Origin of the sequence: Sphingomonas sp. 2R-10 (assembly GCF_030062225.1) — a bacterium.
GTDB lineage: Bacteria > Pseudomonadota > Alphaproteobacteria > Sphingomonadales > Sphingomonadaceae > Sphingomonas.
The window spans coordinates 15949-36413 of the sequence record NZ_JASCXF010000001.1 but is presented as its reverse complement, the minus strand read 5'-3'; the positions used below and the strand labels follow the sequence as shown (position 1 = coordinate 36413).

General features: G+C 69.9%; 20 protein-coding genes. 8 read left to right on the top strand and 12 right to left on the bottom strand.

What is annotated here, in order from left to right:
- Positions 1–40: 40 nt before the first annotated feature.
- The 4 genes from QLH51_RS00160 to QLH51_RS00145 are packed head-to-tail and all read right to left on the bottom strand — an operon-like array spanning position 41 to position 5513.
- Entirely contained in the window at positions 41–3505 is a 3465-nt protein-coding gene (locus QLH51_RS00160; RefSeq protein ID WP_125655090.1) for a chromosome segregation SMC family protein, read from the bottom strand.
- Between the two features lie 46 nt (positions 3506–3551).
- The gene (locus tag QLH51_RS00155; protein ID WP_125655005.1) at positions 3552–4280 is read right to left on the bottom strand and encodes a thioredoxin domain-containing protein; all 729 of its coding nucleotides are present in this window, start codon (positions 4278–4280) and stop codon (positions 3552–3554) included.
- Between the two features lie 25 nt (positions 4281–4305).
- Positions 4306–4980: a thioredoxin domain-containing protein gene (locus tag QLH51_RS00150; protein WP_125655007.1), complete on the bottom strand. Its 675-nt coding sequence runs from the start codon at positions 4978–4980 to the stop codon at positions 4306–4308.
- Positions 4980–5513, bottom strand: coding sequence for a DUF721 domain-containing protein (locus QLH51_RS00145; protein WP_125655009.1), 534 nt, complete (start codon positions 5511–5513; stop codon positions 4980–4982). Before QLH51_RS00145 ends, QLH51_RS00150 begins: the two co-directional genes overlap by 1 nt.
- Before the next feature lie 28 nt (positions 5514–5541).
- Between QLH51_RS00145 and QLH51_RS00140 the strand changes: the two genes are divergently transcribed.
- From QLH51_RS00140 to nudC, 3 genes are read left to right on the top strand one after another with little or no spacing between them, the layout of a single operon-like run.
- Complete coding sequence (locus QLH51_RS00140; RefSeq protein WP_206428833.1) at positions 5542–6573, top strand: A/G-specific adenine glycosylase; 1032 nt, start codon at positions 5542–5544, stop codon at positions 6571–6573.
- 14 nt (positions 6574–6587) lie between these two features.
- Positions 6588–7901 carry a serine hydrolase domain-containing protein gene (locus QLH51_RS00135; RefSeq protein WP_164516063.1) on the top strand — a complete coding sequence of 438 codons (1314 nt, stop codon included), beginning with the start codon at positions 6588–6590 and terminating at the stop codon, positions 7899–7901.
- Positions 7898–8773, top strand: a complete 876-nt coding sequence (nudC, locus tag QLH51_RS00130) for an NAD(+) diphosphatase (protein WP_125655015.1) — start codon at positions 7898–7900, stop codon at positions 8771–8773. The genes QLH51_RS00135 and nudC overlap by 4 nt, the downstream gene beginning before the upstream one ends.
- Positions 8774–8878: 105 nt before the next feature.
- Here nudC and QLH51_RS00125 read toward each other — a convergent pair whose 3' ends face one another.
- Entirely contained in the window at positions 8879–9769 is an 891-nt protein-coding gene (locus QLH51_RS00125) for a prephenate dehydratase (RefSeq protein WP_125655017.1), read from the bottom strand.
- Positions 9770–9884: 115 nt separating this feature from the next.
- On the opposite strand from QLH51_RS00125, the gene QLH51_RS00120 reads away from it, so the two are divergent.
- Entirely contained in the window at positions 9885–10580 is a 696-nt protein-coding gene (locus QLH51_RS00120; RefSeq protein ID WP_125655019.1) for a c-type cytochrome, read from the top strand.
- 902 nt (positions 10581–11482) lie between these two features.
- Here QLH51_RS00120 and QLH51_RS00115 read toward each other — a convergent pair.
- A complete protein-coding gene (locus QLH51_RS00115; protein ID WP_125655021.1) occupies positions 11483–12166 on the bottom strand; it encodes an HAD family hydrolase in 684 nt (227 codons plus the stop codon).
- A gap of 13 nt (positions 12167–12179) precedes the next feature.
- A complete protein-coding gene (locus QLH51_RS00110; RefSeq protein WP_125655023.1) occupies positions 12180–12839 on the bottom strand; it encodes a YggS family pyridoxal phosphate-dependent enzyme in 660 nt (219 codons plus the stop codon).
- Between the two features lie 22 nt (positions 12840–12861).
- Between QLH51_RS00110 and QLH51_RS00105 the strand changes: the two genes are divergently transcribed.
- Both QLH51_RS00105 and QLH51_RS00100 read left to right on the top strand, forming a co-directional pair.
- A complete protein-coding gene (locus QLH51_RS00105; RefSeq protein WP_125655025.1) occupies positions 12862–13398 on the top strand; it encodes a thiamine phosphate synthase in 537 nt (178 codons plus the stop codon).
- Between the two features lie 49 nt (positions 13399–13447).
- Positions 13448–14512: an AI-2E family transporter gene (locus QLH51_RS00100; RefSeq protein WP_125655027.1), complete on the top strand. Its 1065-nt coding sequence runs from the start codon at positions 13448–13450 to the stop codon at positions 14510–14512.
- On the opposite strand, the gene QLH51_RS00095 is transcribed toward QLH51_RS00100, so the two are convergent.
- The 5 genes from QLH51_RS00095 to crtY are packed head-to-tail and all read right to left on the bottom strand — an operon-like array spanning position 14503 to position 19055.
- Positions 14503–15429 (bottom strand): phytoene/squalene synthase family protein, encoded by a 927-nt coding sequence (locus QLH51_RS00095; RefSeq protein ID WP_125655029.1) that lies wholly within the window; start codon positions 15427–15429, stop codon positions 14503–14505. The genes QLH51_RS00100 and QLH51_RS00095 overlap by 10 nt on opposite strands.
- The gene (locus QLH51_RS00090) at positions 15426–16007 is read right to left on the bottom strand and encodes a TIGR00730 family Rossman fold protein (protein WP_125655031.1); all 582 of its coding nucleotides are present in this window, start codon (positions 16005–16007) and stop codon (positions 15426–15428) included. The genes QLH51_RS00095 and QLH51_RS00090 overlap by 4 nt, the downstream gene beginning before the upstream one ends.
- A complete protein-coding gene (locus tag QLH51_RS00085) occupies positions 16004–16420 on the bottom strand; it encodes a surface-adhesin E family protein (protein ID WP_125655033.1) in 417 nt (138 codons plus the stop codon). The genes QLH51_RS00090 and QLH51_RS00085 overlap by 4 nt, the downstream gene beginning before the upstream one ends.
- A complete protein-coding gene (locus tag QLH51_RS00080; RefSeq protein ID WP_125655035.1) occupies positions 16417–17895 on the bottom strand; it encodes a phytoene desaturase in 1479 nt (492 codons plus the stop codon). The genes QLH51_RS00085 and QLH51_RS00080 overlap by 4 nt, the downstream gene beginning before the upstream one ends.
- Positions 17892–19055 (bottom strand): lycopene beta-cyclase CrtY, encoded by a 1164-nt coding sequence (gene crtY, locus QLH51_RS00075; RefSeq protein WP_125655037.1) that lies wholly within the window; start codon positions 19053–19055, stop codon positions 17892–17894. The genes QLH51_RS00080 and crtY overlap by 4 nt, the downstream gene beginning before the upstream one ends.
- A 230-nt stretch (positions 19056–19285) precedes the next feature.
- On the opposite strand from crtY, the gene QLH51_RS00070 reads away from it, so the two are divergent.
- Both QLH51_RS00070 and QLH51_RS00065 read left to right on the top strand, forming a co-directional pair.
- On the top strand, positions 19286–20095 hold the full coding sequence (locus QLH51_RS00070) for a sterol desaturase family protein (RefSeq protein ID WP_125655092.1): 810 nt from the start codon (positions 19286–19288) through the stop codon (positions 20093–20095).
- A complete protein-coding gene (locus QLH51_RS00065; protein ID WP_125655041.1) occupies positions 20040–20450 on the top strand; it encodes a DUF2141 domain-containing protein in 411 nt (136 codons plus the stop codon). Before QLH51_RS00070 ends, QLH51_RS00065 begins: the two co-directional genes overlap by 56 nt.
- Positions 20451–20465: the final 15 nt, after the last annotated feature.

Below are 20465 nucleotides of genomic sequence, written 5' to 3'. Positions count from 1 at the left end.
CGGATGCGGTGCCGGCCCGCTCCCCCTCCCCGCCACCCAGTCAGGATACGCTGTGGGTTGCGGGGAGGGGGAGCGGGCCGGCACCGCGCCGATCCGGCGCAGCCGGGTCGGCTCCAAGCAGCGTCGTCGCCCCGCCCAGGTCGACCGACACCAGCCGGCTGACGCCGCGTTCGACCATCGTCACGCCGAACAGCCGGTGCATCCGGCTCATCGTCGCGGCATTGTGGGTGACGATCAGGTAGCGGGTGTCGGTATCGGCCGCCATCCGGTCGAGCAGGTCGCAGAACCGGTCGATATTGGCGTCGTCCAGCGGCGCATCGACCTCGTCCAGCACACAGATCGGCGCGGGGTTGGTCAGGAAGAGCGCGAAGATCAGCCCGACGGCGGTCAGCGCCTGTTCGCCGCCCGACAGCAGCGTCAGCGATTGCAGCCGCTTGCCCGGCGGCTGGGCAAGGATTTCGAGGCCCGCCTCCAGCGGATCGTCGGCATCGATCAGTTCGAGCCGAGCCTCACCCCCTTCGAACAGGGCGGCGAACAGCCGGCGGAAATGCGCATCGACCGCCGCGAACGCCGCCAGCAGCCGCTGCCGCCCCTCGCGGTTCAGCGTACCGATCGATCCCCGCAGCCGCTGCACCGCCTCGGCCAGTTCGGCGCGTTCCGCCGCGGTTTCGCCCTGCGCGGCTTCGAGTTCGGCGAGGTCGCTCTCGGCGATCAGGTTGACCGGGCCGATCCGGTCGCGGTCGGCGAGCAGGCGGTCGAAGGCGGCACTCTCCGCCACCGCCTCGCCGACCTCGGCACCGACGAAGCCGATGCGCGGCAGCAGCGGCGGCGGACATTGGAAGCGTTCGCCCGACAGCCGGCCCATCTCCAGCCGGCGCTGTTCCTGCGCCTCGGCCCGGGCGCCGGCCCCGGCGCGCGCCTCGCGGGCGGTGGCAAGGGTTTCGGCAAGGCCGCTGGCCTGTCGCTCGGCGGTGCGCAGGCGCGCGTCGGCGGCCTGTTCGGCGGTGGTGGCGTCGGCGACCTGCTGGCGCAGCGCGCGCAGCGCGCCATCGACCTGCGCCAGTTCGGCGGCGAGTTGCGCGGGGCGGTCCTGCAGCGCGGCGCGATCGGCCGCGATCGTCGCCACCCGGGCGTCGATATCGCCGACCCGCCGGTCGGCGTCGGCGGCGCGCGTTCGCCACGACGCGATCTCCGCCGTTGCGGCGGCATCGCGCTCCCGGTCGCGGGCGCGTGCCGTGTCGAGCGTGGTGCGGGCGGCGCGGGCATCGGCGACCGTTGCCCGCGCCGTGGCGGCATCGGCAGCCAGCGTCGCGACGCGCCCGGCGGTGGCGCTGCGATCGGGGAGGCAGGCGACGGCCGCTTCGGCACGCTCGGCTTCGTCCTCCGCCTCGATCCGGTCGCTGCGGGTGCGCGTCAGCCGCGCCGAGACATCGTCGGCGCGGGCCTGCGCGCGTTCGATCGCGGCGGCGGCGCGATCTTCGGTGCGCAACGCCTCGCGCGCGGTCGCATCGGCTTGGTCGAGCGAGCGGCGGGCTGCGCTCAGCGCCCCGCGCGCCGCGCCGATCGCGGCATCGGCAGCGGCCAAGGCGGCATCGGCGGCATCGCGGCGCGCGAGGCGTGTCGGGCGATCCTGGTGCAGGCTGCGCAGCCGGTTGGCGCGCGCCAGCCGCTCGGCCGCCGCCGCGCCCGATCCGGCGCGGCTGCGCAACCCGTCCCAGCGGCGCATCGCCCCGTCCAGCGTGACCAGCCGTTGCCCGACCGCCAGCGGGGTGCCGTCGTCGCGCTCGACCACCAGCACCTGCGCCAGTCGCCGGGCGAGTGCCGGCGCGGCGACCTGCGCCGACAACCGGCCGACCCCGATCGGCACCGCCGGGCCGTCGTCGGTCGCGGGCGCGCCGTCCCAGTAGCGATCGTCGGCAGGGTCGGTCCCGGCGTCGAGATCGTCGCCGAGCGCGGCGGCCAGTGCCGCCTCGAACCCCGGTTCGACCACCACCGAATCGATGATCCGCGCGCGGCCGGTCCGCCGCAACGCCCGGTCGAGCGCGGCGATCTCCGCATCGATCGCCGCCAGTTCGGCGGCGGCGGTGGCGCGGTCGGCCTGTGCCCGGCCCCGCGCCTCCTGCGCCGCGCGTTCGGCGGCGTCGGCGGTCGCGATCGCCGACCGGGCGGCGTCGGCGGCGGCCAGTGCTTCGCCGCGCTTCGCCGCTGCGGCGTCGCGTTCGGCGGTCAACGGGCCGATCGCGGGCAGCGCCGCCTGTTCGGCCAGCAACCGCGCTTCGTCGCGCTGTACCCGGTCGAGGCGGGACCGCGCCGCGTCGCGCGCGGCGGTGGCGACGCGGGTTTCGGCCAGTTCGGCGGCCTGCCGTGCCAGCGCATCGGCATGGGCGGCATCGGCCTGCGCCGCCGCGCCGGTCACCGCCGCCAGCGCCGTATCGAGCAGCGGCAGGCGCGTCGCGGCATCGGCCAGCGCCGCCGCCAGCGCACGGCGTTCGCCCGCCAGCCGCGCGATGGCGGACGTGGCATCGCCCGCCAGTGTCGCCTCGCGCGCGCGATCCTCGGCCAGCCGCGCGGCCTGCGTCGTCAGGTCGGTCAGGCGGCGGGTGGCGGCCTGCGCCTGTGCCTGCAACCGTTCGCGTGCATGGCCGGCGTCGCTGGCGCGTTGCCGCAGGTCCTGCGCGGCGGCACGCGCGGCGGCGAGTGCCTGCGTCGCCGCGGCCTGTTCGGCGATGGCGGCACCCTGTGCCGCGCCGTGATCGGCCACCGCCGCGTCGGCCGCCTTCGCCTCGGCCCGTGCCCGGTCCCCGGCCGCGGCGGCGTCGCGCCAGCGGGCGAAGATCGCCCGCGCTTCCGCCACGCGGATCGCATCGGTCAGTTCGCGGTAGCGCGCGGCGACCCGCGCCTGTCGCCTGAGCGTCGCGGCGCGGGCGTCCTGTTCCTGCGCCATCTCGCCCAGCCGGTCGAGATTGGCCTCGGTCGCGCGCAGTTTCGATTCGGCATCGCGGCGGCGGACGTGCAGCCCGGCGATGCCGGCGGCTTCCTCCAGCATCGCGCGGCGTTCGGCGGGGCGGGCGGCGATGACCGCGCCGATCCGGTTCTGGCTGACCAGCGCGGGCGAATGTGCGCCGGTCGCGGCATCGGCGAACAGCAGCGACACGTCCTTCGCCCGCACGTCGCGGCCGTTGATGCGATAGGCGGAGCCCGCGCCGCGTTCGATCCGGCGGACGATCTCCACCTCGTCGCCTGCCGCATCCTCGGCGAGGATCGCGACCTCGGCGAAGTCGCGCTGCGGGCGGGTTTCGGTGCCGGCGAAGATGACGTCGTCCATGCCGGCGCCGCGCAGCGACTTCGCGCTGTTCTCGCCCATGGTCCAGCGCAGCGCCTCGAGCAGGTTCGACTTGCCGCAGCCATTGGGGCCGACGACCCCGGTCAGGCCCGCCTCGATCACGAGGTCGGCGGGGTCGACGAAGCTCTTGAACCCGCTGAGCCGCAGTCGCCGGAGCGTCAGCCCCGGCGTGGCGAGGTCGGCCGCGTCCCCGTCCGCGGCCATGGGGTCAGGCGCCGGCGCCCTTGAGCGCCGCTTCGATCTGCGCCCAGGTGACGGCGTTCTCGACGCGCTCGCCGTTGATGAGGAAGGTCGGGGTGCCGGTGACGGTCGCGCCGCCCTCTTCGGTGATCTTGACCACCTGTTGCAGCAGCTTCTGGTCGGCAAGGCACTGGCGCGCCTTCGCCTCGGGCACGCCGCGCTGCTTGACGAAATCGACGAAGCCCGCCGCTTCGGCCCAGCCGGTCACCGCCTGCAACGGCGGGATCGACTGGAGCCGCGCCTGTTCGGCCTGCGGGATCGCCTGCATCCGGTCCAGCGTCGCCAGCTGGTCCTGGTACATCGCCTCCAGCAGCGGGAAGAAGGTCGCCGTGCCGTTGCAGCGGCCGAGCACCGCGGCGGCGAGATCGGGGGCGCCGTGGACCGCGAAGTCGCGGAATTCGAAGCTGACCTTGCCGGTCGAGACATAGTTGGCGATCAGCGGTTCGTTGCCCTCGCGCGCGAACGCGCCGCAGGTCGGGCAGGTGCGCGAGCCGTATTCGACCAGCTTGACCGCGGCATCGGGGTTGCCGATGCGATAGCCGCCCTCGGGCGTCACGGCGACCATGTCGGTCCATTTCTGTCCGGCGGGGGCGGCGACGTTGGCGACCGGCGCGGCGGCGCTGCCATTGGCGCCGCTATCGCCGCCGCCACAGGCCGTCAGCAGGCCGAGCGCGATCAGGGGGAGTGCGAGACGCATGGGATAGACTCTCTGTTGCGAAGGATCAGGAGGCGGTCAGGAGCGGCTTGAGCGTCGCCCAGTCATGGGCGGCGACCTTCTTGCCGTTCACTTCGAAGGCGGGCGTGCCGTCGACCCCGGCGGCCTGCGCCGCCCCGGCGATGGCGATCGCGCGCTTCTGTCCGGCTTCGTCGTTCAGGCAGCGGGTCATCTGCGCATCGTCGACGCCGTGGCCGCGCAGCAGCGCGCGCAGCCCGGTGGCGTCGGCCAGCTGTTCCAGCCGCTTGCCGATCGTCGCGGTCGGCTGCTGCGCGGGCGGCGTCGCGGCGAAGGCCTCGGCCTTGTCGAGCATCGCCTTTTGCTGCGCGAAGATCGCGTCGTGCGCGGCTAGGAACCGGTTCGGCCCGCCGCAGCGCGCCAGCACCACCGCCGTCAGGTCCAGCGCGTCGCGCGGCAGCGTGCGATATTCGACCCGCACCTTGCCCGAACGGATCAGCGCGGTCAGTTCGGGCTTCGCCTCGCGCGCGAAGGTGGCGCAATGCGAACAGGTATAGCTGGCCCATTCGACCAGCTGCACCCGCGCCATCGGGTTGCCGACCGACACGCCGCCGCCCGGCAGCATCGCGACCGTGTTGGTCCAGTTGCGGGCGGGCTGCGCCTTGGCCGGCGGCATGCCGAACAGCGCGAACAGGAACGAAACGACGAGGATGACGATACGCATCAGCGGACCTTGCCCAGGATCGGAATGGCAGGAGGAGGCGGTGCGGCGACCGCGCCCGCCAGCGCGGTGAGCACCGCGCGCAGTTCGGGGTCGGCGATGTCGCGCAGGCTGTCGTGCATGTCGGCGGGCAGCGGCGGCGGTTCGCGCCGGACCGGCGCCACGCGCCGCGCGCGCACCTCGCCATGGCGGAACTGCAACCGGGCGACCGCCGGATAGCCGAAGAAGCGGTTGACCCGCTCGACGATCTCGGGCGCGATATGCTGCATCATCGTGCCGTGCGCGCCCGACACGATCAGCGTCAGCGTGCCGTCGCCGCGCTTGCCCGGCGGGAAGCGGATCGATTCGGGGGCGGAGACGCGGGCGAAGCGTTCGCCGACGATCTCGCCCCAGCGGCTGACCACTGCCGACTGCACGAAACCGAACTTGCGGAACGCCGCGCCGCCGATGTCGGGCAGCAGTTCGGCGACGGCGCGCGCGCCGCCACGGCGGCGGGGTTCGGGAATCGTCGTATGGGGGCGGGGACGCGTCGTCATTGTCGGCACTCCATGCCATAGAGCCGGCGTGGACGCCAAGCATCTCTCTGTCGCCGAACGGTTGCTCGACTGGTACGACCGCAACCACCGCAGCCTGCCGTGGCGCAGCCCGCCGGGCACGCCCGCGCCCGATCCGTACCGGGTGTGGCTGTCGGAGGTGATGCTGCAACAGACGCAGGTCGCGAGCGTCCGTCCCTATTTCGACGAATGGACCGCGCGCTGGCCGTCGTTCGCCGCGCTGGCGGCGGCCGACGATGCCGACGTGATGGCGGCGTGGGCGGGGCTTGGCTATTATGCGCGGGCGCGCAACCTGCTGGCCTGCGCCCGGATCGTCGCGGCGCGGGGCGCCCTGCCCGATACCGAAGGCGAGTTGCGCCGGCTGCCCGGCATCGGCGACTATACCGCCGCCGCCATCGCCGCGATCGCGTTCGGGCGGCGGGCGGTGGTGGTCGACGCCAATGTCGAACGCGTCGTGTCGCGCCTGTTCGCGGTTGAACATCCGCAACCCGACGCCCGCCCAACAATCCGCACCGCCACCGACACGATCACGCCGGACGAGCGGGCAGGCGATTTCGCGCAGGCGATGATGGATCTGGGGTCGATGGTCTGCACCGCGCGATCACCGCGCTGCCTGTTGTGTCCGCTGCGCGACGGCTGTTCCGCCTACACGATCGGCACGCCTGACGCGTTTCCAGTAAAGCCGGCGAAGAAGGCGAAGCCGCGGCGCCATGGGACGTTGTTCTGGGCAGAACGCGACGGACGCGTGCTGCTGGTCCGGCGTCCGGACAAGGGGCTGCTGGGCGGTATGCGCGCGCTGCCGACCGGGCCGTGGGTCGAACAGGCGCCGGGGGTGCAAGGCGCGCCGTTCGCCGCGGACTGGCGTACCGTCGGCGTCGTTCGCCACGGCTTCACCCATTTCGATCTTGCCTGCACCGTCATGGTGGCGGATGCAGCGGACGACACCGCGCCGGGCGAATGGTGGCCGGTCGCGGATATCGCCGCCGCTGGGCTGCCGACGCTGTTTGCGCGGGCGATATCGGTCGTGGAGGGAATGCGATGACGAAGCCTGGCAGGATGCGGAATGTCCTGGGCCTGACGACGGCGCTGCTGCTGGTGCAACCGGCGACATTGTGGGCACAGGCCGCGCCGCCGCGCGCGCCGGCCCGCCCGGCGACGCGGACGCTGCCGGCGACCGATGCGATGGTGCGCAGCTATGTCACGCAAAAGAAGGTGCCGGGCATGGTCGTGGTCGTCGGCGGCCCCGACTGGACCAGCGCGGATGCCGCCGGCCGACTCGGCACCGAAGTGACCGCGGCACCGGCGACCGTCGATTCGCTGTGGCGCGTCTATTCGATGACCAAGCCGATCACTGGCATGGCGGCGATGATGCTGGTAGAGGACGGCAAGCTGAAGCTCGACCAGCCGGTCAGCGACTTCATCCCCGGCTTCAAGTCGATGCAGGTGCTGACCGACCCCGACACCAGCCTTGCCAGTCGTCCGGCGACGAAACCGGTCACGGTGCGCAACCTGCTGACCCATACCGCGGGCCTCGGCTACAGCATCGTCACCAAGGGGCCGCTGCTCAAGGAGTATGAGCGGCTGGGCATCGTCCCCGCCGCGGTCAATGCGCAGGCCGAGGTCGCGATGGCGCAGGCCCGGCCGAAGTCGCTGAAGGAATTCGCCGACCGCGTCGCCACGCTGCCGCTGATCGCCGAGCCGGGGACGAAATGGAGCTATTCGATCGGGCTGGACGTGGTGGGCCGGGTGATCGAGGTGGCGTCGGGTATGTCGTTTGAACGCTTCTTGCAGACGCGGATGTTCAACCCGCTGGGCATGACGTCGACCTATTGGACGGTGCCGCAATCGGAAAAGGGGCGGTTCGCGACCAATTACGCGTGGGCAGGCGACAATCTGGTGCCCGTGGATCCGGCGGCGACGTCGGTGTGGCTGTCGCCGCCCAGCTTTCCCTATGGCGGGGCGGGGCTGGTCATGTCGGCCGGCGATTACGACCGTTTCCTGCACATGCTGCAAAATGGCGGGACGCTGGACGGCAGGCGGGTGATGAAGCCCGAGACGGTTGCGCTGGGCATGTCGAACCTGCTGCCCGCCGGTGTCACCTTCGGCGGGGTCGATGGCGCGACCGGCGGACAGGCCGGGCCGAAGATGGGCTTCGGCGCGGGCGGTTCGGTCTATCTCGAAACGCTGCCCGGACGGCCGGCCAGGGGCACCTATGGCTGGGGCGGCGCGGCCGGCACCGTCGGGTTCGTCGATCCGGTGCGGCAGCTGCGCGGCACGGTGATGGTAAATTACTTTCCCGCCGACAGATATCCGCTGCGCGAGGATCTGGTGAAGGCACTGGCCAGCGACCTGGCGCAGCCGCTGCGATGATCGGGTTCACCGGCGCGGCGCTGGTGCGCGCCGATCACGAGCGCGACGATCCGGCCGCGTTCGCGCGAGCGCTGGCCGATCCGGCGGCGCGGCTCCTGTCGCTCGCCGGGCTCGAACCGCCGGTGGCCGGGGACGGATCGCTGGTGCTCGTCCCCATGGACCCGGCGCGCGGCGATGCGCTGCTGCTCGGCTATCTGGATGGCGCACCGCTGTTCGCGATCGGTGACGGCGTGGCGACCGCCCCGGCGATGCGGTCGCCGACGCTGATGACCGCGCTGGCGGCGATGCCCGCGGCCGATGCCGCGCTGTACGGCGTCGCACGCAGCCTGATCGACTGGCACGCGCGCCACGGCTTCTGCGCGCGCTGCGGCACGCGCAGCGTGGTCGATCGCGCGGGATGGGCCCGGTCGTGTCCGGGGTGCGATGCGCAGCATTTCCCGCGGACCGACCCGGTGGTCATCATGGCGGTGGAACATGGCGACCGGGTGCTGCTGGGGCGGCAGCCGGGCTGGCCGCAGGGCCGCTATTCGGCGCTGGCCGGGTTCGTCGAGGTCGGCGAATCGATCGAGGAAGCGGTCGCGCGCGAGGTGATGGAGGAAGCGGGCGTGCCGGTCGGCACGGTACGCTATGTCGCCAGCCAGCCCTGGCCGTTTCCGTCGCAGCTGATGATCGCGTGTATCGCCACGGCGGGGCACGACACGTTGCGGATCGACACGACCGAGCTGGAGGATGCGTTCTGGGCGACGCGCGACGAGGTCCGCGCGGCGCTGTCGGGCGAAACGGGGCGGTTCATCGCGCCGCCGGCGCATGCGATCGCGCGGAGTCTGCTGGTGGCGTGGGTCGATCCGCAATCATCCGTTCGTCCTGAGTAGCCGCTGAGCCTGTCGAAGCGGCGTATCGAAGGACCGCTCGCCAGATGCTTCGATACGGGCTTTCGACAAGCTCAATCCCTACTCAGCACGAACGGGGATGTAGTTTCAGCCCCGCTCCCGCGCCCGTCCGTAGCTGCCCAGCAGCCGCACCCATTTGCTGTGGAAGCGCAGTTCCTCCAGCGCGCGGTCGACAGGCGGTTCGCCGGGGCGTCCCTCGATATCGCAGAAGAATTCGGTCGCGGCGAAGGTGCCGCCGCGCTGGTAGCTTTCCAGCTTCGTCATGTTGACGCCGTTGGTCGCGAAACCGCCCATCGCCTTGTAGAGCGCGGCGGGCACGTTCTTCACCTCGAACACCAGCGTCGTCATGCACGGGCCGGCGGGCGGTTCGGGCGGCGCGGCGCGGGCCAGCACCACGAAGCGCGTCGTATTGTGGTCGGCATCGGCGATGTCGTCAGCCAGCAGTCGCAGCCCGTAGAGTCCGGCCGCGGCGGGCGGGGCCAGCGCCGCGACGCCCGGGTCGCCCATCGCCGCCACCGATGCCGCAGCACCCGCCGTGTCGGGGTGCGCCACCGGCTCGATCCCGCGGGCGCTGAGCCAGTGGCGGCACTGGCCCAGCGCCTGTTCGTGGCTCATCGCCTGGCGAATGCCCTCGACCGGGCCCAGCCCCATCAGCGCGTGGCGGATCGGCAGGAAATGTTCGCCGGTGATGACCAGCCCCGATTCGGGCAGCAGGAAATGGATGTCGGCGACGCGGCCGTGCAGCGAATTCTCGATCGGGATGATCGCGCAGTCGGCCTGTCCGGCGCGCACCGCATCGATCGCATCGGCGAAACCGAAACAGGGCAGCGGCAGCGCGTCGGGGAACGCCTGCACCAGCGCGACGTGCGAATTGGCGCCGGGTGCGCCCTGGAACGCGACCGCGCGATGGGGGGCGCGTGCGGCGTCTTCGATCATCCGCGCCACCAGCGGGCGCGCCGGAGCGGCATATTTGTGCATGGGGGTCGGCGATTATCGGTCCGGGCCCCAAGCGGCAAGCCTGTCTTGCCAGTATCGGAAGCCGCCTCTAAGCATGGCCCCAAACAAAACCATCTTAGGTGAGACGGCTCAGGGCATGGACGACCGGACGAACACCATCGCAGGTTGGGTATTGGCCGGTTGCGCCGCCGCCCTCGGACTGGGCATCGCCAGCGGAATGGTGTTCCATTCCGGCGCCCCCGAAAAGCCGGGCTACCCGGTCGAGGGTGCCGCCGAAGCCGGCGGCGGCGCGGCGGCGGCCGTGCCGATCGCGACGCTGCTGGCCAGCGCCGACGTGACCAAGGGCGCCGAGGTCTTCAAGAAATGCGCCGCGTGCCACACCGTCAACCAGGGCGGGGCGAACGGCATCGGCCCGAACCTGTGGGGCGTGCTGGGCAAGAAGCACGGCCATATCCCCGGCTTCGCCTATTCGAGCGCGCTGACCGGCATCCCGGGCAACTGGGACTTCGACACGATGAACGCGTGGCTGACCAGCCCGCGTAAATATGCATCGGGGACCAAGATGACCTTTGCCGGTCTGGGCAGCGCGGAAGACCGGGCGAACGTGATCGCCTATCTCAATGCGCAGGGTTCGAACCTGCCGCTCCCGACCGCACCTGCCGCCGGCGCGGAACCCGCCGCCGGTGCCGAGGCGGCGACGGCGGCCGAGGGCAATGTCGCCGAAGGGGCGACCGCCAACACCGCCGACGTGGTGAACGCCGCGACCCCGGCCTCGGGCGCACCGTCGGTCGATCCGGCGGCGGCGGAACAGGCGGCGAAGAAGGGCGAGTGATTTCGCGGGCCTGACGTCGCGTCGCGTCCGGTGACTGGATTCGCGCGAAGGCGCGATGCGGCGAAGAAGAAGGCGAAAGTTGGATTTCGCGCGGAGGCGCGGAGGCGCAGAGAGGTGGCGTTCGCTGCCACCTTGCCTTGCGATCGGCAGACATCTGTACCCGGCTGCGTCGAAGACAAGGCCGCTGGCGCGGACAAGGTTGCAACGGGCGCAACCTCTCCGCGCCTCCGCGCCTCCGCGCGACCAACTCCTTCTGAGCCTTGGCTACGACGCATCGCCATTCGGCAATCGGGTGAACGACAGCTTCACCCCGGGCGTGACCGGGGGGTTCTGCTTTCCAGAGTTTAATCCATCCCGATTGAAACGGGCGTCACTCCAGCGAAGGCTGGAATCTCCCGGTGGTAGCGCACAGCAGGCGCCGATGGAGACCCCAGCCTTCGCTGGGGTGACGGTTCCATACGGATGGATTGAACGCTGACGCCGTTGAGAGGAAGCGGGACCTGGGGCCGATCGACATTCAGGCCGTACCCCCGCGCAGGCGGGGGGCCAGAGTAACGGCAGGGCGACATTCGTGGCTCTGGACCCCCGCCTGCGCGGGGGTACGCGATGTTCGTCCAATGCGTTTCGCCCCGCGATAGCTGGACCCCCGCCTGCGCTGGGGTACGTGAACCAGAAAGGCTCCTGATCCTGCTGGATGGCGCTCCAATTCGCTGAATGTCGATCGGTCCTGAATCATGTCGGCGATGACGGAAGAAGCGGATCGTCCGGGCGCAAACGCCGATGGTCCGCGGGGACGGCTGAACGTAGATCTGCCCTCGCGACAGGCGGGCGGCGGACGGCAACCGCTGCGCGTCTGTGCGCCCTTGCGTGAAAACGGTCTTCGTTCCGGCGCGACCCGACGGTCAGGCGCCGACCGGCTCCAGCCCGAGCATCCGCGCCACATCGTCGAACCCGTGCGCGATCTCGGTCACGCCCAGCGCGCGCAGGCGGTCGTCATGGCCGATCCCGCAATGGCTGCCCGCGCACAGCCCGATGACGCGCGCGCCCGAGGCGACCGCACCGGTGACGCCGACCGGTGAATCCTCGAGGATCGCGCAGCGTTCGATCGGTACGCCCAGACGGGCGGCACCGTAGCGGTACAGGTCGGGCGCGGGCTTGCCGTTCGCGACATGCTCCTTGCCGCTGTAGATATGGTCGCCGAACGCATCGCGCAGCCCGAGATGGTCGAGATGCGTCGCGATCCAGTGCGTCGTGCTGGACGACACGATCGCGCGCGGCAGGCCGGCGGGAAGCGAACGGACGAAGGCGATCGCGCCGGCCACCGCCGCGACGCCCTCTTCCAGCACCCGTGCATCCTCGATCGCGCGCGATTCGTGGAATCCGTCGGGGATCGGCCCGCCGACCCAGCGTTCGATCGCCTGCGTGAAGTGCGTGCCCGACAGCCCCATGAAATTGGCCATCGAATCGGCGGCGCTGGTGGGGTGGCCGGCTGCGGTCAGGAACTCGGCGATCTGGCGGTTGCCGGCGAATTCGCTTTCCAGCAGCACGCCGTCGAAATCGAACAACAGGGCGAGGGGTCGGGTCATGGTCTCTTCCTTATCAGCCGCGCGCGCCGAACAGCGCCGATCCGACGCGGACATGGGTGGCGCCGAGCGTCACGGCGGTTTCGAAATCGTCCGACATGCCCATGCTGAGCCCGGACAGCCCATGGTCGCGCGCCAGCCTGGCGGTCAGCGCGAAATAGGGGGCGGCGTCGAGGCCGGCGGGCGGCACGCACATCAGCCCGGCGATCGGCAGCCCGGCGGCCTGCGCCTCGGCGAGCAGGGCGGGCAGGTCGGAAATGGCGCAGCCGCCCTTTTGCGGTTCCTCGCCGATATCGACCTGGATGAAGCAGGCGGGGGCGCGGCCGACCTTTTCGACCGCCTTGGCCAGCGCCGCGACCAGCGACGGGCGGTCGACCGAATGGATCGCGTCGAACAGCCGCACGGCATCCTCGGCCTTGTTCGACTGAAGCTGTCCGACGAGGTGCAGTTCGATGCCCGGCGTCGCATCCATCAGCGCGGGCCATTTCGCCTGCGCTTCCTGTACGCGATTCTCGCCGAACACGCGCTGTCCGGCGTCGATGAGCGGCTGGATGGCGGCGGCGTCGTGCGTCTTGCTGACCGCGATCAGCGTGGTCGCCCCCCGGTCGCGGCGCGCGATCGATTCGGCATGGGCGATCCGGTCGCGCAGGGCGGCAAGCGTGTCGGTTTTGGTCATCGCGCGCGCTATAGAGGCGGGCATGGATCGCCGCCACCCTTTGCCGCATCGCTGGCTGATGACCGACGAGCGGCTCGGTGCGCGGTTGCCGGCGATCGTCGCCGCGCTGCCGCGGGGCAGCGGGATCGTGTTCCGCCATTATGCCACGCCGCCGCCGGCGCGCCGGGCGCTGTTCGACCGGGTCCGGCGGATCGCGCGGGCGCGCGGCCATGTGCTGCTGGTCGCCGGACCGCCGCTGCGCGGGGGCGATGGCGTGCATGGGCGGGACGCGCGGCGCGGGCGGGGGCTGGCGACGCGGCCGGTCCATTCGATCGCCGAACGGATCGCCGCCGAACGCGCGGGGGTCGATGCGATCTTCGTTTCGCCGGTGTTCGCCACCGCTTCGCATCCCGGCGCGCGGAGCCTTGGCCGGGTGCGGTTCGGCGTGCTGGTGCGCGGATGCCGGGTGCCGGTGATCGCACTGGGCGGCATGACCGGTCCGCGCGCCCGCGCGCTGCGACCGTTCGGCATCGCCGGCTGGGCGGCGATCGACGCGTGGGCGCCGCACGGTCGCGCCTGACGGAACGTCGTCCGGTTCCGTCCGTTCACGGTCCAAAGGGGGAAAAGACATGGACAGCAACGCGCAGCGACCGACGCCCGGCTATGGCCGGGTCGCGGCGATGACGGTAATGGTGGTGGCGATCGTCGGCACCGGATTCCTCCTGATTACCATGATGCGCCTCGTGCTGCTGGTATTCGCCGCGACGGTGCTCGCGGTGCTGTTCAGCGCGGTCGCGAATCGCATTCAGCGCTGGACGAAGCTGCCGCGCGGCCTCGCGCTCGCGCTGTCGGTCGTGCTGTTGCTGGGCACGGTGATCGGCATCTTCTTCGGTTTCGGCGCGCAGCTGGTCGAACAGTTCGACACGATCCGCCAGCAGATCCCGGCGGCGTTGCAGGCGATCCAGCGGCAGCTGGACGGCTGGGGGCTGGGCGAACCGGCGCGCGATCTGCTCTCGCAGGGCAGCAGCGACCTGTCGACGATCATGTCGCGCGCGGGCACCTATGTCCTGTCGATCGGGTCGGGGCTGTCGGATGCAGTGCTGGTCCTGGTCGGCGCGATCTTCCTCGCGGCCGATCCCGAACTCTACCGCCGCGGTCTGGTGAAGCTGGTGCCGCCGCCGGCCGAGCCGGTGGCGCGACAGGCGGTCGACGATGCCGCCGGCGGCCTGCGCGGCTGGATGAAGGGGGAGGCGGTGGCGATCGTCGTCGTCGCGGTGCTGACCGGCGGCGGGCTGTGGCTGCTGGGCGTGCCGGCCGCGATCGGGCTGGGGCTGATCGCCGGGCTGATGGACATCGTGCCGTTCGTCGGGCCGATCATCGCCGGCGTGCCCGCGGTGATGCTGGCGTTCACCCAGTCGCCTTCCACCGCGCTGTGGACGATCGTGCTGTTCCTGATCGTACAGCAGATCCAGGGCAATATCCTGCAGCCGATCGTGCAGAAGCATGCGGTCGACGTGCCGCCCGCGGTGCTGCTGTTCTCGGTCATCGGCATGGGGCTGTTGTTCGGGTTCATCGGCGTGCTGCTGGCGGCGCCGCTGACCATCGTCATGTTCGTGCTGGTGCAGCGCATCTACGTCCAGCACCTGCTGGGTCGCGACATCACCGTCGCAACCGACAAGGCCGATCAGGAATGACGCGTCCATAGCAGGCGCGCGCGCGGCGTATCGGGCACGGGGCGCCAGCGGGCGGCGACGAAGGCACGGGCGATCGCGGCGAGTTTTTCCGCCTTCGACGTCGTCTGCCGCGTGTCCCATGCGGCGGGACCGGCGGTGGCGACCTTGCGCGCGATGCCGCCATAGATGTCGGCGGCAGCCAGTACCGCCCATGCCGAGCGCCACGGCAGCCGCGCCGCACCGACGCGCGCGCTGTCCTCGTGGAGCGCGGCCCGCGCCGCCATCCGCCGGGCCAGCACCGCTACCCGGTCCGGTGTCGCCATCGGATCGGCCGGGTCGATACCCTGTTCGACCAGCCAGTCGCGCGGCAGGTAGCAGCGGCCCGCGCCGGCATCCTCGGCCACGTCGCGCGCGATATTGGCGAGCTGGAACGCCAGCCCCAGATCGCAGGCGCGGTCGAGCGTGTCGGTGTCGTGCGCCGGCACCCCCATCACCACCGCCATCAGCCCGCCGACCGCGCCGGCGACGTGATAGCAATATTGGTAGAGATCGGCCTCGGTCACCGGTTGCCAGCCATCGGCGTCGAGCTGGAACCCGTCGATCACGTCATGCACGAGCGCCGGCGGCAGCCCGACCTCGGCCGCGACCACGCCCAGCGCGTCGAACGCCGGATCGCCGGTCGGCTCGCCCGCCAGCGCCTGCGCGGTGCGCGACCGGATCAGCGCCAGCCGGTCTTGCGCATCGTCGACCCGCTGCATCCCGTGGCCCAGATCCTGCCCGTCGGCGAGGTCGTCGCACGCCCGGCACCACGCATAGAGCAGCCATGCGCGTTCGCGGGTCTGGCGGTCGAACAGCTTGCTCGCCGCCGCGAAACTTTTCGATCCGCGCGCGATGGTGTCGCGGGCGTGCGCGACGAGGTCGGCGCGGGGCGGGATCAAAGGTCGGTAGCGGCCATGTGGATGATCGCCTGCACCGGCCTATGCGCCGCCATCCTGTCGAGCAGCATGTCGAGCGTATCGGCGATCAGCAGGATGTCGCGGTGCATGGGGCGCATGAACCCGACCTCGGCCATCTTGTCGACGAACGCGATCAGGTGGTCGTAATAGCCCGCGGTGTTGAGCAGCCCGACGGGCTTGGCATGATAGCCGAGCTGCGCCCAGCTCATCGCCTCCCACAACTCATCCATCGTGCCGGTCCCGCCGGGAATGGTGACGAAGCCGTCGGACAGGTCGGTGAACGCCTGCTTGCGCTGATGCATCGTGTCGACGACGTGCAGTTCGGTGAGGCCCCGGTGCGCGGCCTCCGCCTTCACCAGCGCGGTCGGGATCACGCCGATCACCTCGCCCCCGGCCTCGATCGCGCCATCGGCGACCGCGCCCATCAGCCCCAGCCTGCCGCCGCCATAGACGACGCCGATGCCGCGTTCGGCAAGGGCACGGCCGACGGCGCGGGCGGAATCGATATAGACGGGATCGGCGGGGGTCGCGGACCCGCAATAGATGGCCAGACGCTTCATTTTTCAATCAACACTTCGAAAGGGCAAGCGGCCAACATGATGCCATGCATTACGGTTTCCGGAATAATTGGCTTATAAGACGAGTAAGAAGGGGATAAATCAACCAAAATTGATCCATCGGCGCGATACTTGACGAGGGTTGTAGTTTTTGCCTGCTCTTCATTGCAATTTATAAAGATTAATGCCTTTGCCTCTCGCGCAGGCTCATTCCTAACTGCACTGTAATCCGTTTTTACCCAGACTTTAATTGCGTCTCGATCTAATGTTCCAGTGGCACGTTTGATCGTATCTGTGTCGATATACCAAATAGAACCATCCGTGCCGGATGTAGCTTTAGTCCAGCTTGTGGCAGAAGCGGGCGCGCTGATTAGACAATGCATCGCTAGAACACCAACAACCACGATCTTTTTCACTGTTCCCCCCCCAGCATCAACCCGGCCGTCGCCTTCGCACTGCCGACCACGCCCGGGATCCCCGCGCCCGGATGCGTACCCGCCCCCACCACGTACAGGTTCGGGATATCGTCGTCGCGGTTGTGCGCGCGGAAATAGGCGCTCTGCGTCAGGATCGGCTCCAGCGAGAAGGCCGAGCCGTGATAGGCATTCAGGTCGTGGGTGAAGTCGCTCGGCATATAGCTGAACTTCGTCACGATCCGTTCGTGGATGTCGGGAATCAGCCGGCGGCCGACCTCGTCGAGGATGCGCTTTTCGAGGATCGGGCCGATCTGGTCCCAGTCGACCGGGAACTTGCCGGTGTGGGGAACCGGGCACAGCGCGTAGAAGGTCGAATGGCCTTCGGGCGCCATCGACGGATCGGTGACGGTCGGATGGTGGAGATAGAGCGAGAAGTCCTCCGACAGCACGCCATGGTCGTAGATGTCGGCCAGCAGCCCCTTATAGCGCGGGCCGAACAGGATCATGTGGTGCGGGATGCCCGGCCACGTGCCCTTGATGCCGAAATGGACGACGAACAGCGATGGCGAGAAGCGCTTCTTCTCCAGCTTCTGCGCCCGGCGCTGGCCGCTGCGCGATCCGGACAGCAGGTCGCGATAGCTGTGGACGATATCGGCGTTGGTCGCGACCATGTCGGCGCCGATCACCACCCCGCTTTTGGTCGTGACGCCGGTCGCGCGGTCGCCCAGCGTGTCGATGCTCCTGACCGGATCGCCCAGCGTGATCGTGCCGCCCAGCTTCTCGAACAGGCGCACCAGCCCCGCGACCAGCTTGTTGGTGCCGCCCTGCGCGAACCACACGCCGCCGTCGCGCTCCAGCTTGTGGATCAGCGCATAGATGCTGCTGGTCTTCATCGGATCGCCGCCGACCAGCAGGGTGTGGAACGACAGCGCCTGCCGCAGCTTCTCGTTCTTCACGAACGACGACACGATCGAATAGACCGAGCGCCACGCCTGATACTTCGCCAGCGCCGGCGCGGCTTTTATCATCGAGGCGAAGTCGAGGAACGGCACATGGCCGAGCTTCACATAGCCTTCCTCGTACACGCCCGCCGAATATTCGAGGAAGCGGGCATAGCCGGCAAGGTCGCCGGGATCGAGCTTGGCGATCTCCGACCGCAGCAGCGTGTCGTCGTTGGTATAGTCGAAATTCGTGCCGTCGGGCCAGTTGAGCCGGTAGAAGGGCGACACCGCTTCCAGCGTCACGTCATCGGCCATGTCGCGGCCGGTCAGCTGCCACAATTCCTGCAATGCTTCGGGCGCGGTGATGACGGTGGGGCCGGCGTCGAAGACGAAGCCGTCGCGTTCCCAGTAATAGGCCCGGCCGCCGGGCTTGTCGCGCCCTTCGACCAGGGTGGTCTGTACGCCGGCCGACTGCAGCCGGATGGCGAGCGCGAGGCCACCGAACCCTGCGCCGATAACGACTGCCGTCTTCACGCCCGTCTCCCCATCAAGGCCCGTATCGCCCGGCCGACCGGCACCGGCGGTTTGCCGATCAATACCCGTGCCTGATCGAACAGGACCGATTGTCCCGCATAGAAGCGCCCGATCAGCCCCGCGTCCAGCCGGTAGAAGCGTTCGAGCACGCGGTAGCGTTCCGCCGGTTCCGCCGCACGGAACAACATCGTCGCCAGCATCCGGTAGAAGCGCCGCTTCTTCCACAGCGACGCGGCGAAGTCATGCGTCAGCGTGTGCAGCGCCCCGCCGCTCCAGTCGCCGGCATCGGCGACCAGATGCGCCAGCCGCACCGCGTCGGGCAGCGAATAGCCGGTCAGCGGATGGAACAGCCCTGCGCGCATCCCGCCCTTCGCCACGCGGTTGCCGCCCGATCGCCAATAGGCTTCGAAATCGCCGCCCATCGCGACCGGCAGCACGCCGGTCTCGCTGCGCCCGACCGACGCCGCGTCCCACCCCTGCGCCGCGGCATAGGCGGAGATGCGCGCGGCCAGCGCCTGCGTATCGAGGTCTGGGGTGTCGCTGTAATAGGTATCCTCGACGAACAGCGTCGATGCGTCGAACGGCAGCGTGTAGACGAAGCGATAGCCGTCGATCTGTTCGACCGATCCGTCCATCACGATCGGGCGTTCGACGCCGTGGGGATAGGCGGTGCGCAGCTCCATCCCCATGAATTTCTGCCAGCCGAGGTCGAGATGCGCCACGTCGCCGGGACCGCGGCAGTCGATCACGCCCTGCGCCTCGACCCGGTCGCCATCGGCAAGCACCACCGCGGTCGGGCTGGTGCCGAGCACCCGCGTCGACGGCATCAGCGATTCGGGCGACAGGCTCTGGCGCAGCACGGTGTCGAGCCGTTCCGAGGTGATCGAATAATAGCTGGTGTCGAGCGTGCGGGTGAGCGCGGGAAAGGCGACGTCGTAGCCGCGCCAGCCATGCGCGACCAGCGGCGCCACCAGCGCACGGTGCGCATCCGACACGTCGCTGCCGAAGAACGACCAGACATGGTTGCCGCCGAACTGCGCCGCGCCGTCGATCAGGCGGATGCGCGCATCGGGCCGCCGCTTCGCCGCCGCCAGCGCGATCAGCGCGCCGGACAATCCCCCGCCGACGATGGCGAGGTCGCATTGATGGATGGTGGGCATCGGCCCGCCCTAGGGGAGCGGGACGGCAGTAGCAACGCCACGACTCACATCCTCCCCGGCACGGGGAGGGGGACCGTCGCCGAAGGCGATGGTGGAGGGGGATCGCCCCATAGCGCAGCCACATCGTATGCGGACGCCCCCTCCACCATCCTGCGGATGGTCCCCCACCCCGTGCCGGGGAGGATTTCCTGTCATCCGGACACGCAATCCGCTACACGACCGCCATGTCGATCCCGCTGGCCATCCTGCTGTCCGCCGTGGCGATGACGCTGATCGTGGGCGTACGCTATCTGCTCGCCTCGGCCGGCTTCGCCTTTGCCACGCGCGCGCGGCATCCCGGGCTGTACCGCGGCCTCGATGCGCAGATCGCGAAGGAAATCCGCTGGTCGCTGCTGTCCGCCGCGATCTACGGCATTCCCGCCGGTATCGTCGCATGGGGGTGGCAGCATCGCGGCTGGACGCAAATCTATGCGCAGATCGACGCATATCCGCTGTGGTATCTGCCGCTGTCGGTGCTGTTGTACCTGTTCGCGCACGACAGCTGGTTCTACTGGACGCATCGCTGGATGCACCGGCCGAAATGGTTCCGGATCGCCCATGCCGTCCACCATGCCAGCCGCCCGCCCACCGCATGGGCGGCGATGGCGTTCCACCCGATCGAGGCGCTGACCGGCGCTGTGGTAATTCCGCTACTGGTTTTCGTGATTCCGATCCACATCGGCGCACTGGCATTGGTGCTGACGATCATGACGGTTATGGGCGTTACGAACCACATGGGGTGGGAGATGTTCCCCCGGTTCATGTGGGCGGGGCGATTGGGCGGCTGGCTGATTACCGCCAGCCATCATCAGAGGCATCATGAACGCTATGGCTGCAACTTCGGACTGTACTTCCGTTTCTGGGACCGGGTGTGCGGCACCGACGGCGGGCTCGGCGACTTCGAAAAGGAACGCGCGCGCCTGGCGCGTCGGACGGCGCGCGGGCATGGCGGCGCTGGTGCTGGCGACGCTGCCGGGGGCCATGCCGACGGGCACGCTTGACGTCCGGGTCAGCGACCTGCGTTCGACAAAGGGCGTGATCCGCCTGTGCCTGACCGCCGATCCCAAGAATTTTCCGGGCTGCACCGACGATCGCAACGCCGTGACCCGCACCTTCGCCGCAGGGGATCGCGGTGTGCGTATCGCCGGGCTGGGGCGCGGCGATTATGCCGTGTCGATCATCCACGACGAAAACAACAATGCGAAGCTCGACACCTTTGCCGGCATCCCGCGCGAAGGCTTCGGCTTCTCGCGCAATCCTGCGATCCGCTTCGGGCCCCCCAAGTTCAGCGCGGCCGAGTTTCCGCTGGCAGGTGATGTAACGATGCAACAGGTGCGGATTCGCTACCTGCTGTAGTTTTCCATACGGACC

Coding starts and splice junctions, on each gene's coding strand:
- QLH51_RS00145 (WP_125655009.1), bottom strand. CDS start 5,513: ATGACGACGCGTCCCCGCCCCCATACGACGATTCCCGAACCCCGCCGC.
- QLH51_RS00125 (WP_125655017.1), bottom strand. CDS start 9,769: ATGCACAAATATGCCGCTCCGGCGCGCCCGCTGGTGGCGCGGATGATC.
- QLH51_RS00115 (WP_125655021.1), bottom strand. CDS start 12,166: ATGACCCGACCCCTCGCCCTGTTGTTCGATTTCGACGGCGTGCTGCTG.
- nudC (WP_125655015.1), top strand. CDS start 7,898: ATGATCGGGTTCACCGGCGCGGCGCTGGTGCGCGCCGATCACGAGCGC.
- QLH51_RS00155 (WP_125655005.1), bottom strand. CDS start 4,280: ATGCGTCTCGCACTCCCCCTGATCGCGCTCGGCCTGCTGACGGCCTGT.
- QLH51_RS00135 (WP_164516063.1), top strand. CDS start 6,588: ATGCGGAATGTCCTGGGCCTGACGACGGCGCTGCTGCTGGTGCAACCG.
- QLH51_RS00105 (WP_125655025.1), top strand. CDS start 12,862: ATGGATCGCCGCCACCCTTTGCCGCATCGCTGGCTGATGACCGACGAG.
- QLH51_RS00090 (WP_125655031.1), bottom strand. CDS start 16,007: ATGAAGCGTCTGGCCATCTATTGCGGGTCCGCGACCCCCGCCGATCCC.
- QLH51_RS00100 (WP_125655027.1), top strand. CDS start 13,448: ATGGACAGCAACGCGCAGCGACCGACGCCCGGCTATGGCCGGGTCGCG.
- QLH51_RS00065 (WP_125655041.1), top strand. CDS start 20,040: ATGGCGGCGCTGGTGCTGGCGACGCTGCCGGGGGCCATGCCGACGGGC.
- QLH51_RS00120 (WP_125655019.1), top strand. CDS start 9,885: ATGGACGACCGGACGAACACCATCGCAGGTTGGGTATTGGCCGGTTGC.
- QLH51_RS00110 (WP_125655023.1), bottom strand. CDS start 12,839: ATGACCAAAACCGACACGCTTGCCGCCCTGCGCGACCGGATCGCCCAT.
- QLH51_RS00150 (WP_125655007.1), bottom strand. CDS start 4,980: ATGCGTATCGTCATCCTCGTCGTTTCGTTCCTGTTCGCGCTGTTCGGC.
- crtY (WP_125655037.1), bottom strand. CDS start 19,055: ATGCCCACCATCCATCAATGCGACCTCGCCATCGTCGGCGGGGGATTG.